The sequence below is a fragment of the Thalassotalea ganghwensis genome, assembly GCF_053485795.1.
This window is the reverse complement of record NZ_JBQRUM010000001.1, coordinates 111,672-126,192: the sequence shown is the minus strand read 5'-3', so window position 1 is coordinate 126,192 and position 14,521 is coordinate 111,672. Positions and strand designations below refer to the sequence as shown.

At 42.2% G+C, this 14,521-nt stretch carries 13 protein-coding genes and 2 riboswitches; of the genes, 3 read left to right on the top strand and 10 right to left on the bottom strand.

Going from position 1 to position 14,521, the window contains the following annotated elements:
- Positions 1 to 94 precede the first annotated feature (94 nt).
- The 10 genes from ACSLUH_RS00535 to ACSLUH_RS00490 all read right to left on the bottom strand — a co-directional run bounded on the left by ACSLUH_RS00535 (position 95) and on the right by ACSLUH_RS00490 (position 10,135).
- Positions 95 to 1,969 carry a TonB-dependent receptor domain-containing protein gene (locus tag ACSLUH_RS00535; RefSeq protein WP_448563483.1) on the bottom strand — a complete coding sequence of 625 codons (1,875 nt, stop codon included), beginning with the start codon at positions 1,967 to 1,969 and terminating at the stop codon, positions 95 to 97.
- Between the two features lie 36 nt (positions 1,970 to 2,005).
- A riboswitch (cobalamin riboswitch) is annotated at positions 2,006 to 2,166 on the bottom strand.
- Positions 2,167 to 2,213: 47 nt separating this feature from the next.
- Positions 2,214 to 3,107, bottom strand: a complete 894-nt coding sequence (locus ACSLUH_RS00530; protein ID WP_448563481.1) for a cobalamin-binding protein — start codon at positions 3,105 to 3,107, stop codon at positions 2,214 to 2,216.
- On the bottom strand, positions 3,107 to 3,709 hold the full coding sequence (gene cobO, locus ACSLUH_RS00525; RefSeq protein ID WP_448563479.1) for a cob(I)yrinic acid a,c-diamide adenosyltransferase: 603 nt from the start codon (positions 3,707 to 3,709) through the stop codon (positions 3,107 to 3,109). The genes ACSLUH_RS00530 and cobO overlap by 1 nt, the downstream gene beginning before the upstream one ends.
- Positions 3,706 to 5,220 carry a cobyric acid synthase gene (locus ACSLUH_RS00520; RefSeq protein WP_448563477.1) on the bottom strand — a complete coding sequence of 505 codons (1,515 nt, stop codon included), beginning with the start codon at positions 5,218 to 5,220 and terminating at the stop codon, positions 3,706 to 3,708. The genes cobO and ACSLUH_RS00520 overlap by 4 nt, the downstream gene beginning before the upstream one ends.
- Positions 5,213 to 5,893: a histidine phosphatase family protein gene (locus ACSLUH_RS00515; RefSeq protein WP_448563475.1), complete on the bottom strand. Its 681-nt coding sequence runs from the start codon at positions 5,891 to 5,893 to the stop codon at positions 5,213 to 5,215. Before ACSLUH_RS00515 ends, ACSLUH_RS00520 begins: the two co-directional genes overlap by 8 nt.
- A 1-nt stretch (position 5,894) precedes the next feature.
- Positions 5,895 to 6,446 carry a bifunctional adenosylcobinamide kinase/adenosylcobinamide-phosphate guanylyltransferase gene (gene cobU / locus ACSLUH_RS00510; RefSeq protein WP_448563473.1) on the bottom strand — a complete coding sequence of 184 codons (552 nt, stop codon included), beginning with the start codon at positions 6,444 to 6,446 and terminating at the stop codon, positions 5,895 to 5,897.
- A complete protein-coding gene (locus ACSLUH_RS00505; RefSeq protein WP_448563471.1) occupies positions 6,443 to 7,282 on the bottom strand; it encodes an adenosylcobinamide-GDP ribazoletransferase in 840 nt (279 codons plus the stop codon). Before ACSLUH_RS00505 ends, cobU begins: the two co-directional genes overlap by 4 nt.
- A complete protein-coding gene (cobT, locus tag ACSLUH_RS00500) occupies positions 7,282 to 8,370 on the bottom strand; it encodes a nicotinate-nucleotide--dimethylbenzimidazole phosphoribosyltransferase (protein ID WP_448564002.1) in 1,089 nt (362 codons plus the stop codon). The genes ACSLUH_RS00505 and cobT overlap by 1 nt, the downstream gene beginning before the upstream one ends.
- A gap of 3 nt (positions 8,371 to 8,373) precedes the next feature.
- The gene (locus ACSLUH_RS00495) at positions 8,374 to 9,363 is read right to left on the bottom strand and encodes a FecCD family ABC transporter permease (protein WP_448563469.1); all 990 of its coding nucleotides are present in this window, start codon (positions 9,361 to 9,363) and stop codon (positions 8,374 to 8,376) included.
- On the bottom strand, positions 9,353 to 10,135 hold the full coding sequence (locus tag ACSLUH_RS00490) for an ABC transporter ATP-binding protein (protein WP_448563467.1): 783 nt from the start codon (positions 10,133 to 10,135) through the stop codon (positions 9,353 to 9,355). The genes ACSLUH_RS00495 and ACSLUH_RS00490 overlap by 11 nt, the downstream gene beginning before the upstream one ends.
- 150 nt (positions 10,136 to 10,285) lie before the next feature.
- Positions 10,286 to 10,484, bottom strand: a riboswitch (cobalamin riboswitch).
- Between the two features lie 197 nt (positions 10,485 to 10,681).
- Here ACSLUH_RS00490 and fliB point away from each other — a divergent pair.
- The 3 genes from fliB to ACSLUH_RS00475 all read left to right on the top strand — a co-directional run bounded on the left by fliB (position 10,682) and on the right by ACSLUH_RS00475 (position 14,521).
- Positions 10,682 to 11,947 (top strand): flagellin lysine-N-methylase, encoded by a 1,266-nt coding sequence (fliB, locus tag ACSLUH_RS00485; protein ID WP_448563465.1) that lies wholly within the window; start codon positions 10,682 to 10,684, stop codon positions 11,945 to 11,947.
- 352 nt (positions 11,948 to 12,299) lie between these two features.
- A complete protein-coding gene (locus ACSLUH_RS00480; protein WP_448563463.1) occupies positions 12,300 to 13,688 on the top strand; it encodes a Na+/H+ antiporter NhaC family protein in 1,389 nt (462 codons plus the stop codon).
- 311 nt (positions 13,689 to 13,999) lie between these two features.
- A complete protein-coding gene (locus ACSLUH_RS00475; RefSeq protein ID WP_448563461.1) occupies positions 14,000 to 14,521 on the top strand; it encodes a hypothetical protein in 522 nt (173 codons plus the stop codon).

Sequence of the window (14,521 nt, the reverse complement as noted above, 5' to 3'; positions counted from 1 at the left end):
TAAAATAAAGTCCTGCATCCTTACGTAAAAAAATGCAGCTTAATTGCTTAAGCTGCATTATATCTATCGTTACCAGTTCACAATGAACGTATGGTTAAAACCCGTAAGTCATGCTTAAACGATAACTGGCACCATCGGCAATATAATTAAGCGCCGTCTGATATTTCTCATCAAAAATATTGGCTAATTTAGCATTTATCGTCAGTTTATCTGTGACTTGATAAGCGGCAGTAAAATCAACGAGCCAATACGCGGCTAAGTTGACATTACCAACCCCCCAAACAGACTCTTCACTAGTACCGCGATAGCTAATAATGGATCCCAACTGCCATTGATTTAAATGATAGTTAAGTGAGTAACTTCCCGAAAATTCAGGACGACGCGCTAATCTTGTTTGGGTAGTCACATTTTCAGCATCAACATAAGCAAGTGCTAGCTGATGTTCAAAACTACCAGAGCTCATTGAAAAGTTAATATCTGCCCCCGTCATTTGCGCTTCTTGAATATTCTCACTGCGTCCAGCTTGGCTATTCCAAGCGATCAAATCATCAACTTCAGTATCATATAAACTTAACTCAACGCGATAATCTTGCCCTTGATTACGGATCAGTAATTCATGCGTTAATGAATGCTCAGGTGCTAATAACGGATTACCTGAACCTGGCCAGTATAATGAGTTAAAGGTCGGTGCTTTAAAGCCAGTTCCACGATTAACGCTAACTAACCAGTTATCAGCCACCTGATACCCCATAGATAGATTGTAAGTTGATTTATGACCAACACTTTCAATGTCATCGTAACGCACAGCACTTTCAAACAATAGGCCATCTTGTTGATGATTGATTTGAGCGAAAACTGCGCGCACATCTCTAGACGCTTGGCCATATTGCTGAACTCCTTCTGTCCAGCTACTTAAATCGTAGTTCGCAGATACTTGTTCATCATACCAATCAAATCCCGCTGAAAACGAGGTATTCGTCAATGGCTGAAATTGGCCAAATAACGATGCTTGATCACGTTTAGTGGTCAAGGCTTGTGCGTCATTTTCATCGACACCGCTTCCAAATCGCTCACCTTGATCTTGGCTTTTTGCAAGCGCAAAGTTAATTGAAAAATCTTCACCAAGGTAAACACTTTCAGCTTTTAGGTGATAGTTATGACTATTTTGTTCATTTACGCCTGGATAACCCCCATAAGCACTATCATATTCACTATAAGTTTGCTCATAACGACCAACAAGATTTAAGCTAAGCTGATCTGTTAGTGCACTGCGACCAACCAAAGATAGTGACTCTCGCTGATAACCGTCTTCATCTGGCTCGTCAATATCATCAGGATCATTAGGATCACTGGTGTATGCATTAAAACCACCTGATTTTTCAGTTGAGACATTAACAGTAAACCGATGTTGGTCGTTACCAAAGCCCAAAGAACCACCTGCTTGGTAAAAACCATGGCTGCCAAAACCTGCGGCAATGTTACCTGCACCTTGCTGATATTGCTTAGTAAATATTTGAATAACACCACCGATAGCATCAGAGCCCCATAATGCGGCGCGTGGGCCTTTAACAACTTCAATGCGATCGATTTGCTGCACAGAAATCGCTGACAAGTTAGTCGCACCTGTTGTCGCCGAATTTACACGCACGCCGTCAATAATCACTAAAGTATGGTTACTATTGGTACCACGCGTGAATATTGACGTCATTTGTCCTGAGTCACCTTGGTTAACTACGCTAATACCAGCAACAGTTTTTAAAATATCACCAACGCTGGTGACTTGCATGGCTTCTATTTCATAGTTGGTTATCACCACATTCGACGATAATGCCAAAAAGCTGTCTTGTTGGCTGCGGTTAGCAGTGACCAAAATATGCTCTTGTTCATCCTGAGCACTTTGCTCGACAGCAACGGTTGGTAACGTTGTAAATGACGCGACCACTGCCGCTGCGATAATTGATTTTTTCATATTCTCCTCGCTTTCGATGCCCACCGCATCGATAAAACAAAATGAAGAATTTAGGTCGGTCTCCGGACTTACTGATAGTAAAGTATCAGCTTACCGTTGCGGGGGCAGTGCAAGAGTCTCACTTGCTTCCCTATAATGTTCGATTAGCTTATGGTCTACGCCGAACAAGCTCTCAAACCCCTAAATTCATAGTTTAACGTCTGGTTGTCTCAAACGCTTGTTAGTTAAGGTTACCCTCAAAATTCTATTGTGTTTTTTCGGTCAGTTGCGCTCGTAACTGATCAACTTGCTGGCAGAATAAAGCCAGTTCATCTAATGCCCTAGAGGTCATGCGATGCATTTTATCGGCGTCAGGCTGCAAAAATGCATTTGCTTTTACCGCAGGGATCGATGGCCATTGTCGCCAATCAATCGCATCAGCTTGATTACTGCCATGACTCGTTGGTTGAATGATTATTTTTGGACTGTGCAGTATCACTTGTTCTAAGTTAATTTGCGGGTAATCAGTGGCACTTTCTTTAAACGGATTATCAACGCCACAAACTTCAAGCTGTTGCTGCGGCCAGGCATCATTGGCGACAGTAGTTAACGGTCTTGGCCATAGTTCGTAAAAACCACTAATCGTGGTTTTGTCTTGGTAAGCGGCCTTAATTTCCGTTAAGCGAGCCAAAAAGCGTTTAGCTGCTTGTTCGCCTTGCGCTTGCGTGCCAGCAATTTTGGCAAACTTAGTCAGTTCTGCTGCAACATCTTCTAAATAATGAGGGTCGGAGTAGATAATCTCGATACCCATTTGCGCTAAACGAGCTAAATCATCACTGGGATTTCCAGTTTTCCAGGCAATAATAACATCGGGTGCCATTGCTAATATTTGCTCGATATTGAGCTTGGCGTAATTACCAACCCGCTTAATACGATTAGCTTGCTCAGGATAATCAGCATGCTCTGTCGTGCCAATAATGTATTGCCCAGCCCCCACTTGATAAAGGTTTTCAACAATATGAGGAGCCAAGGCAATAATTCGTGGATAGTGGTTACTTTTGCTGTCATTACTACTAGCACTTGCGTTATTAACGAGCCCTAAGCTCATTAATCCACTTAACACTATTAAAATTTTCTTCACCAACCAAGCACCATTCATTACCAATCTATCCCTTTTTGTACTTTAATACCGGCATCAAAAGCATGTTTGATCGATTGCACTTCAGAAACCGTATCGGCCATTTCGATTAAACGGCGATGAGCCGCTCTGCCGGTGACGATCACGTGTTGTTCTGGCGGTCGGTTAGCGATGGTCTCTAACACCTCGTCAATGTCTAGATATCGGTAAGTCAACATATAGGTTAGCTCATCCAATAATACGGTGTTGACCGTTTTATCATTTAACAGCTTCTTCGCTTCCTGCCACACTACCTCTGCTGCTGCAATGTCAGTTTCTTTGTTTTGCGTTTCCCAGGTAAAGCCTGTTTTCATGACATAAAACGGAACGCCATTTGCTTCCAATAAATTGCGTTCACCACAATCCCATGTCCCTTTAATAAACTGACAAACCGCTGCTTTTAAGCCATGGCCAACAGAACGAGTGATCATACCAAAACCTGAGGTTGATTTACCTTTGCCATTGCCAGTAATCACTAGCAATAGCCCTTTATCATCAGTGGCTGCCGCTATACGCTCATCAACTTTTTCTTTCAATTTTTGTTGTCTTTCTTGATGTTTTTTTGCTTTGTCTATCTCTGTCATTTGTTATTCCAATTAGTTAAACATTGTTCAATTGCCGATAGGTTTAAGTGTTGCTGACACACATCGGCGAGTTTATTTATTGCTTGCTCTTGAATCGTTTCTTGCGCTTGAGGTTTTTCTAGTTCAATACCACACCATTTTGCCAACGCCACTTGAGCACCAGCGCTATCAAAAATTCCGTGTAGATAACAGCCAGCTATCTGCTGATCAGCTGTCATTGCGCCACCTCGACCTTCTTGAGTTTCAACAATGGTCGTTAAGTTTGCTGAAGTGCTAGTGACACCTTGATGAATTTCATAACCTGATATATCAATCGCTTCACCAGCGTTAAGCGTTAAAGTACCATGAACGTTAGTAAGCTTTTTGTCACCTTGCATTGTCGTGGTTATCGGCAGGTAACCCAATCCAGCCATAGAGACAATATCGCTTTCAATCTTTTGTGGGTCCTCTATCAGTTCACCAAGCATTTGATAACCGCCACAAATACCAAACAGCTTGCCCCCATAACGCAAATGGCGCTCAATATCATACTGCCAGCCTTGCTCGCGAATAAACGCTAAGTCCGCATGAACACTTTTACTGCCCGCTAAAATAATCAGATCAGCAGCTGGTAATTGTGTTCGGCTAAACTCATTGGCATAAACAAACTCCAACGATATTTGAGGGTTCAATCTTAAGGCGTCAAAATCGTTATGATTGCTCATGCGTGGCGTTACTGGCACGCAAACCCTAAACTTGGTCTCGCCATGCTCTTGCTTTGTTTCGACAGCATCCTCAGCCGCAAGGTGCAAGCCATGAATATAGGGTAAAACCCCTAATACGGGTTTATTGGTATATTGCTCAAGCCACGTTAGGCCAGGTGCTAATAATTTAATGTCACCACGAAAGCGATTAATTACAAAACCAACCACTCGCTCCTGCTCTGAGGGAGAAAGTAACGCCAATGTACCGACAAGGTGAGCAAAAACGCCACCTTTATCAATATCGGCAATCAAAATCACCGGACAGTCGACCTGCTCAGCAAATCCCATATTGGCAATATCACCCTCGCGCAGGTTAATTTCAGCCGGACTCCCCGCCCCTTCAACGATAACGCGCTGATAGTGCTCAGTGAGATAATCATGAGAGGCAAAAACTGCCTCGGCGGCCTTCTTTTTATAGGCATGATAATCCTCAGCATCCATCGCTGAGAGCGCTTTGCCTTGAATAATCACTTGTGCACGCTTATCTGATTGCGGCTTTAACAATACCGGATTAAAGTGCACTGATAACTCAACCCCAGCAGCCTGGGCTTGCACAGCTTGTGCTCTACCAATTTCACCGCCACATGGTGTAACCGCACTGTTGAGCGCCATATTTTGCGGTTTAAACGGGGCGACCTTGAGTCCTTGGCGTGCGTATAGTCGACATAATGCCGCCACCAAGGTACTTTTTCCGGCATCGCTGGTGGTGCCTTGTATCATTAAGGTACCAACGTTCAACTTATCTGATATTTCCACGTTATTAGCCATTAAATACCACCTTAGATTGACCGGCCAAAAACATATCACTAACGTCTGTCAGCACAACGTCGTCTGCTGATAGAGTAATTTTGACTAAACATCCATAGTCAATACGATGGTGCTGGTACCAGTTTGGCGCTGAAATATCTTCAGCCAACACAGATGAAAGGATCATGCGGATAACGCCACCATGGCTAACCAACAAGGTCGTTGTCGACTCAGATACTTGTTCAACCAGCATTTTCCATGCGTTGATAACTCGTTGCTGAAATACTTGCAACGGCTCAGCTTGTGGTAATGGATGCTCAAGCGGTACTTGCCAAAAACGCGCTAACAATTGCCAGTCAGCGGAATCTGCGTGAATGTCATCAAAACAGCATCCATCGAATTGACCAAAATTCATTTCTTGAAACGCCGAATCTGTATCCAATTCAGTCAAGCTTGACGTATTTTTAGTGATTTCTTCTTCTAATAGCCTTGCCAAGGTGGCGCAGCGCGTTAATGGTGAACTGATGATAGCAAGTTTACCAAGATCACTGACATCAATATCTTTAGTGATATGGTTAGCAACGTTTATCGCAATAGCCTTAGTCTGTGCTAATTTAGCGTCAATATCACTGACACCATATAAGCCGGGCTTTGCGACCAATGGACCATGTCGTAGCAAGTAAATAGTTTTCATACTACGATGGCCTCTTCAATGGCATGGCAATACCTGCACATAATAAATCAACCTGATCTGCCACTTGCGCGATTTTCTGATTAAGCCAGCCTAAATGATCGACAAACAGGCGTGTTTGCTCTCCCATCGGCATCACACCAAAGCCAACTTCGTTACTGACCATCACCACATTTACTTGGCTTTTGGCTAATTGTTCAACCAGCTGTTTAGTTTGCTGATGTAAATATTCATCCAATTGTTCAACCGTGCACTCTTGCTGAGACTGTTGATAAAGTAAATTATTTAGCCACAAGGATAAGCACTCGACTAAGCACACCTGATGATCATTTAAAGCTTCAAGGCATTCAACCAGCGCCACTGGGCACTCAATCAATTGCCAATTATCGCCTGTGCGCTGTTGCTGATGTTTGGCAATACGCCTAGCCATGCCATGGTCAAATGCAGTCGCGGTAGCAACATAAACGCGTTGCAATGAATGATATTGTTCTATCACTAAGCGCTCTGCATAACTCGATTTACCCGAGCGTGCCCCACCTAATATCAAATGGATCATTTAACCACCTCAGCAAGCGGTAAACTTAAAGCTTCAGTGAGTGCAGGAGAGAAGACAATAATCACCACATAGATAAGTAACTCACTAATTTGTTGAGCTGCGCCCAAGCAATCGCCAGTAAAACCCCCAATTCGTTTAATCAGCCAATAACGAAAGGTGCTGCGAAAAACCACTAAAGTAAACGCTAACGCGGCGATAAACTTACCAAAACCGGCGATGTCAATAAACAAGTACAGTGGCAAGATACCAAACAACACTCCAATCAATAATTCACCCAAGGTTTGTTTGCTAGCAAGCGGTTTACTTTTACTGGTATCAGTATCGCTGACATAGGGGGTATTAAAAATCAAACTTGACGATAGCGCGCGCGACAAGCTGTACGCCAAAAAAATACTCGGCAAAATTAATGATAGCGCAGCCAAATGCGACCATAAGGCAAACTTTAATGCTAAAGTTAACATCAAGGTGATTGTGCCATACGTCCCTAGTCGACTGTCCTTCATAATGCTAAGCCGCTTTTCTGGACTCATGCCCCCGCCTATTCCGTCAGCCATATCGGCTAAGCCGTCTTCATGAAAAGCACCAGTTAAGGCAACCGAGAAAATCATTAAAAGGATCACGCTAACCGAGCTTGGTAAATAGCTGGTCAGCAATTGGTAAAATACCGCTAAGAGCAGCGCTAAAAGCAAACCAACCAATGAAAAATATCGATTAGCTTGATTCATAAGCGCATGCGAATATGATGTTGAACGCGGCACTGGCAATCGGGTAAAAAACATCACCGCGAGGCAAAATAATTGCCATTGTTTACGTAATGTTTTTCCAATGACTTGCATTAGACCGTCACTCCAGCACTATCAAAACTGGCCATATCATTATAAAATGCGGCAGCGGCTTTAATCATCGGCATCGCTAATGCTGCGCCAGAACCTTCGCCAAGTCTTAAACCTAAATCTAATAACGGCTTAGCATCCAGGTGTGCTAGCACTAACTTATGTGCTTTTTCTTGCGAACAATGCGCAAAAATTAAATAGTCTTTTACCGCTGGCGATAGCTTAGTGGCATAAAGCGCGGCGACACTGACAATAAAACCATCGATAACCACGGGTAATTGTTGTTTTGCCGCAGCGATAATTGCGCCAATCATTTGGACAATTTCAAACCCTCCTACTTCAGCCAACAAACGTAACAGCTCTGCATTTAACGCTTCACCATTAAACGAGTAAGTACTGTCAATTCGAGCTTTAGCTTGTTCGATCAAGGAAACTTTTCGTTGATACTGCTCGTCATTAATACCTGTGCCTTTGCCAACACAATCAATGACTGGTGTATTAGTCAGCAAGGCAAGTAGCGCTGATGCTGAGCTGGTATTACCGATCCCCATTTCACCAAGTAGCATTATCTGGCAACCTTGCTCTGCGATGTCTTTAACAATTTTCTCACCGTAATTAAGGCCTAAATCAACTTGCTCAGCACTCATTGCTGACTGACTCGAAAAATCTTCAGTACCTGCACCTAATCGCTGGCGGTGCAAATAAGCATGACTCGGTAATATTTCTCGAGGTTCGGATAAAATGCCGCAATCAACAACGTGTAAATCAATATCTGCAATTCGGCAAAAACAATTAACCGCCGCACCTCCGGCCATAAAATTCATCACCATTTGCTCGGTGACCTCTGATGGCGCAATACTGATACCATGCTTAGCAATACCGTGATCGCCAGCAAAGACAAGCATCGCCGACTGACACACCGCGATTTTCGTTGTGGCTTGAGTGGACGATTGGCTTTGGATCATCGCCAATTGCCATGCTAGGGATTCGAGTTGACCTAAGGCCCCTAACGGCTTGGTTTTATTATTAATAATCGCCTTAATCTGCTCACTAAATTTATTATCTAGCGGCGTTACATCCAATATACTCATCACCTACACTCGTCGCATTAACATTAAAAAGAAGACACTACCAATCACTGAGGTAATGACACCGATAGGAATTTCTTGCCCAGGGATAATCGTGCGAGCAAAAACATCGACCCACACCAAAAAGCAGCCACCAATAATGCCGGCGCTAATTAATAACCTTGCCGCAGTTAACCCGAAGAAAGGCCTGACAATATGCGGGATCATTAAGCCAACAAAACCGATGCCACCACAAAATGATACAATCACTGCGGTCATCGCCGCACACAAAACTAAGGTTAAAATTCTTAGCTTCTCTACATGCACCCCTAAGGTGCGGGCGCTTTCATCACTCAACAATAACGCATCAAGTTGACGAGCATAGACAAGTGCAATAGCAAAACATGCCATAATCACAGGCAATGCCCACATCAAGGCATGATAATCAGCGCGAGATAAACTGCCCATTAACCAAAAAATTACGCGATTACTGGCAAAAGCTTCCCCAAAATACAAAATAAAGCTGGTCACTGCACTCAGTAAGAACGACACTGCAACACCCGCTAATAACAAATGTTCTATCTTTCGCCAATTATTCTGCATAATAACAATGACCACGATCGCTACCGCCAACATTGCGCCAATAAAGGCAGCAAGCGGTAAACCAATCACTTGATAGGGTTCAGGCAAATAGCCAGCGATGGTAGCTCCTAAGCCTGCACCGGCGACAATACCAAACAAGTAGGGGTCGGCAAGTGGATTTCGAGTGACATTTTGCATTAAAGCGCCAGCTCCTGCGAGGGCGAAGCCCGCCAGAAACCCCATTAACACTCGAGGTAAACGAATTTCAGTCAATATCGTGTTATAGATTGGCTTTTCACAATCTCCGATTAAACAAGCAATTAATTGCTTAAAGCCAAGCTCGGCACTGCCAAACCCCATCGCTAAAATGATTGAAGTTACCGAGATCAGCAATAAAATTAACGTACTAGTTTGACGTGATAACCTAGTGGCCATGACTAACTCCGGCAAATGTCACCCGTGGTGTATTAGTTAACGGGTTGCTATCGACCATACAGTCGAGCTTGAACACTTGCGATAGCAGTTGTCGGCTAAATACTTGCTCTGGATGTCCTTGAGCCACTAGTTCACCATCAGACATCAATAAAATGCGATCACAATACTGTGCCGCTAAATTAAGATCATGAATGGTAATGATATTTGATAAGCCAAGCTGTTTCACTAATGCCAATATTTGATGCTGATAATAGACATCGAGATGATTGGTGGGTTCATCCATAATCAGTACTTTAGGGCGTTGAACAATCGCTCTGGCAATTAAGCAACGTTGTTGCTCACCACCCGATAAGGTTTTAAATGTTTGTTGAGATTTAGTGAGCAAATCGACTTTTGTGAGTGCATGTTCAATCAATAAATCATCAGCAGCAGTATCTCGTTCAAATAACGCCTTGTGTGGGATGAGCCCCATATGAACGACATCAAATACACTTAAATCAAAGACGCTATCATGATGCTGGGCAACCACAGCAATTTGTTGAGCAATCGCTTTCCTATCGATCGTTTTTAATGCCCTATTACCTAGAAATAGTTCGCCACTGGCGGCAGAATATTCTTGATAAAGACATTTAAGTAACGATGTTTTGCCAGCACCATTAGGGCCAACAATGCCAAGCGTTTCACCACTATTAAGTGAAAAGTTGACGTCTTTAACAATCGTTTTATTGTCCGCCTGCCAATGTAATTGCTTGGCAGATAACTGCACGGTCATTGCTCATTCTCGATAAGTAGGGTGCAGTAAGAAGGGAATATCAACAGCGGTGACGCTTTACATAACTAATAGCCATTGACTAGGTTGAATCACATTAGCCGCATAAAGACGATCAAGTATTGTCTATTCACCATGTTACCCGCACGGTTTAATAAAATATCTGATATGGCAGGTTTCCTGACTTATAGAGATTTCCCAAATCTACCCTTCCCAGTATTACTATTACCAGTGGTTATGCAGATCTAGCTCTAATTACAGTTGCGGGAACAGTTGTAGATTAGCAAAAAGCGCACTACATTCCCTTTTAAGCCATGTATCTCAACACAGCACCATAAAAGCGCGAGCAGTTTATCACAATAGCGTTAACTTTACAGCTAACAAACTGAGCAATATCAATAAAAAAGCAAGGTAAGCGTTCACTTAATTTGCCAGTTATTGAAATAAGCAATAAAAAATCTGAAGATTATCGGGCATTTCACTGGTAGTGTGGTGTAGTAATTGCTTATGCTTAACTAATACGGATTCAATAAAAGGTTTTTTGACACTATGAGTAATAAACAACTGTTTGGCGTAATGACCCCCGAGTTTTTTAGTGAGTTTAGCTGCGTAGGCGCTGATTGCGTTGACAACTGTTGTCGCTCTTGGGAGATCAACATTGATAAAAAAACCTTTAAGAATTTGCGTAAAAGTGAAAACATTATTGTCAGACAAATGGCCAATGAGCATTTAGAGTACACCAGAGAGTCTGAACACTCTTGGGGTAAAATAAAACTCAAAGACAATGGCTTTTGTCCTTTTCTTGATCAAAAAGGTTGGTGCGAGATCCACAAACAGCTCGGTCATGAAGCCCTATCTAAAACCTGTCAAAATTATCCGAAAAGCATGCTGATGTTTGGTAACCAAATCGAACCGACGCTAAGTATTTCATGTCCAAGCGCTGCTGAAGCCGTGTTATTTAATCCATCGGCATTTATGTTTAAACGCACCGAACGCATGTTGCAAGATCTTAATCACAACACCCTCGGTGGTTACACAGAAGATACCCTCCCTGCATGGATGCCAATACTGAGAGATTTTTGTTTTTCCGTGATTTTGTTTGAGGAAATTCCTGTAGAGCACCGCTTGTTCGCTATTGGAATGACCTTAAAACAAGGTGAGCAACATATAGATGACGTTAATCGTTTAGTTGAGTTTCTCGGGACAGCAGAAGAAATGACCGCTGACGGTTCGTTCAGTAAAATGTATGATGACTTACCGGTAAAAGACCCATTTAAATGGGTGATGTTTGCCAACCAAAGTTACAAGCTTGATGAAGAAGCGAAACTATATGCCCAAGTACAAGTTGCGCCAAAAAACTCTGAAAATCAAACCCGATTTGATCAAGTTCGAACCCCCATGTTTGAACTCATTGAACAACGCAAAGCCGATCATCCAGATGTTAAAGAAGTCGATTTATTTTTAGATATTTTCAAAGCAGGTAACGAAAAGGTCGAAACGTATTTAGCTGATAAACCACATACGATAATCAACTATTTGATTTATTATTTTTTCCACAATCAGTTTATGTTCAACCACAATAAAACGCCATTCCAGTTCTTCAAAATTCTCAGTGTCGACTTATTCATGCAACGCTGCTACTTGGCGGCACTCGCCGAGAAGCATGGTGAAATGAATGACCAATGGTTTATTCAAATGTTTCAAACCTATGCTCGCAGACGCCAACACGATAACTATTTTGTCGAGAATATGGAAATCCAGTTAAAAAACTCTAACACCGATGGCGCTGGCGATATTTTTAGTTTATTAAAATAGGCGTAACTTAGACGAGAATTCCATACGAATGTGGCCCATTAGGGCAACGCAGAACGCAGTTGCCGAGAATGACCATTCTCGGCAATCAATGCCTTGCCTAAAAGTCATTAAATCCTCGCTAAGAGGCTTAATGTTTCTGCGGATGGTATAAATGCTATCTTCAGGGTAAAGCACACAATACTTTACCGACAACGTTTACTGCCTTGACGTTAAAATAACGACAAAGCATGCTCTGCGCTAGCCTTTCCTGCAGCAATATATTATGGTTACGCTTTAAAAATTCGTTGTTTTTACAACAAACCACCACATGAATATATATTGCCAACAATAACAATAATAATTAGGAGCACTTGTGTCTGATTGGATCACCATAATCCCCCCCATTTTAGCGATTGTTATCGTACTCTGGAAAAAAGAAGTCATCCTTGCTTTGTTACTTGCCATGGCAAGCTCTGAATTATTGCTGTTACTCAATACGGGTAGCTCAAGTCCCGTGGCGGAGTTTGGTTTGGCAACCGTAGAACGAGTGGTCAATGTGTTTAGCTCCGCCGGCAACACTCGTATCCTAGTGTTTTCATTATTGGTTGGTGCATTGCTTGCCTTTATGCGCTACTCAGGAGGTGTCACGGCAACGGTCAATGTTTTGATTGAAAAGGGGCTCAGTGGCAGTGCTCGACGATCACGCTTTTTAGCGTTTTTTACCGGTGTGGTAATTTTTATTGAATCTAACTTAAGCGTGTTGATGTCAGGTATACTCGCTCGAGGCTTATTTGATAAGTTTGGTATGAGTCGAGCAAGACTTGCTTATATCATTGATAGTACTAGCGCACCTATTTGTATTTTACTGTTGTTGAATGGTTGGGGCGCCTATGTATTAGGATTAATGGGTAGTTATGAGTTTGATGAGTCAGTGGTTTCTATCCTGATCCAAACCATACCACTCAACTTTTATGCCCTTATCACCTTACTGATTGTCGTTTATACCTGTTGGACCGATAAAACCCATGGGCCATTAAAACAAGCTGAGTTAACGCAACATAAAACCACGACTAAGCTTGAATTGGATATTCCAGCGAGTAAGCCTCGCTATATGCTTATCCCATTGTTGACCTTGTCGGTGTCTATGGTCGCCTTTATGTTTATTACAGGTAATGGAAGCTTTGTTGAAGGTTCTGGTTCAAAATCAGTACTTTACGCAACCGTTATGGCATGTCTTGTCGCTTATATTATGATGATAAGCAGTAAACGCTTTAACCATCAACAAATGACAAAAATAGGCTTTGAAGGTATGGCTGAACTACTGCCTTTAGTCGCCATTGTTTTGCTGTCATTAGCATTAGGTGCTAGCCTAAAAGCCCTTGGCACTGGTGCATTTATCTCTGGGTTAGTCGCAGAAAATCTGCCGTTATTTCTCGTACCGGCAGTATTGTTTTTAGCGGGTGGCTTAATGTCATTTACCACGGGAACCTCTTGGGGAACATTCGCAATCCTAATTCCAATTGGCATGCCACTGGTGATCAATTTAGGTTTACCGGCACCACTTTTACTAGCAGCTATTTTAGGCGGGGGAGTATTTGGTGATCATTGCTCACCAATTTCAGATACGACGGCAGTCAGTGCGGTAGCTTCTGGGTGTGATTTACTTGAACACGTAAAAACCCAATTACCTTATGCACTGTTTGCGGGTGGATTAACCCTTGGTTGTTACTTAATTAGTGGCGTGTTGTTTATCGGTTTTTAAATAACCTCAGGTTTGTATAAGAAATAGCACGAAAACAATAAAATCAAACGCTTAAGCTCACTGTCATTTTCTAGCTGGCTACTTTTTACTTAATTCAAGGGGTATTGTTGTAGGAATAGCCCGCAATTTCACCACAATATAACGCAGAAGTAAGTAAAATAGGCGTTAGAAATGCATTCCTTATGCAGAGCTGAGGTTAAATAACAATATTAAGGCCACAAACCGTTACAAATTTTTACAGACCTTCAAAAGGGTTTTAACGTACAGTAATGGTATTATCAAAAGTCTCGTTAAGGTGCATGGTGAATAAATTGAAACATCCACTGTTGATCAAGCAGTTAATATGGTTAACGATGCTTTTCAATGTTTCAGCATTCGCTGAGCATTTTGTCGGTCAGTGGCATGTTTTTGTGCATCAGAAGCAGGTCATTGCCCAAACCGTCGATGGCCATCATAAACTCCAATTAATTAAAGACCATAATGCTGATGTTAAGGTGGTATTGTCATTACACAACTTTCAAGGTTTTGGTACCAAACACGAAGTATTAGAATACCACTCCCCTACTTACGGCCTTATCCGAACGGTAGATTATCACCACAACGATCAACAAATTAGCTTGTTATCTTCCTATGAAACTAAACGCTTTATTGCCAACCTTAAAGATATTGCCAGCCATCCATTATTGTTAGATGAAAATTTAGCGGAGTATTTTAATGAAAGAAAGCTAACGATTAGTTTTGTTGATCACAAAAATTCCATCTCGTTAACACAAGCAAAGTTTTCAACCATCGAAATCGATGAAGTATTGCAAAAAATGGAGCAATTGCTATAG

Excerpts from the sequence above, each read along its gene's own strand:
- fliB (WP_448563465.1), top strand. The coding sequence starts at position 10,682 with ATGAGTAATAAACAACTGTTTGGCGTAATGACCCCCGAGTTTTTTAGT.
- ACSLUH_RS00520 (WP_448563477.1), bottom strand. The coding sequence starts at position 5,220 with ATGGCTAATAACGTGGAAATATCAGATAAGTTGAACGTTGGTACCTTA.
- ACSLUH_RS00495 (WP_448563469.1), bottom strand. The coding sequence starts at position 9,363 with ATGGCCACTAGGTTATCACGTCAAACTAGTACGTTAATTTTATTGCTG.
- ACSLUH_RS00505 (WP_448563471.1), bottom strand. The coding sequence starts at position 7,282 with ATGCAAGTCATTGGAAAAACATTACGTAAACAATGGCAATTATTTTGC.
- cobO (WP_448563479.1), bottom strand. The coding sequence starts at position 3,709 with ATGACAGAGATAGACAAAGCAAAAAAACATCAAGAAAGACAACAAAAA.
- ACSLUH_RS00515 (WP_448563475.1), bottom strand. The coding sequence starts at position 5,893 with ATGAAAACTATTTACTTGCTACGACATGGTCCATTGGTCGCAAAGCCC.
- ACSLUH_RS00535 (WP_448563483.1), bottom strand. The coding sequence starts at position 1,969 with ATGAAAAAATCAATTATCGCAGCGGCAGTGGTCGCGTCATTTACAACG.
- cobT (WP_448564002.1), bottom strand. The coding sequence starts at position 8,370 with ATGAGTATATTGGATGTAACGCCGCTAGATAATAAATTTAGTGAGCAG.
- ACSLUH_RS00530 (WP_448563481.1), bottom strand. The coding sequence starts at position 3,107 with ATGAATGGTGCTTGGTTGGTGAAGAAAATTTTAATAGTGTTAAGTGGA.
- ACSLUH_RS00490 (WP_448563467.1), bottom strand. The coding sequence starts at position 10,135 with ATGACCGTGCAGTTATCTGCCAAGCAATTACATTGGCAGGCGGACAAT.
- cobU (WP_448563473.1), bottom strand. The coding sequence starts at position 6,446 with ATGATCCATTTGATATTAGGTGGGGCACGCTCGGGTAAATCGAGTTAT.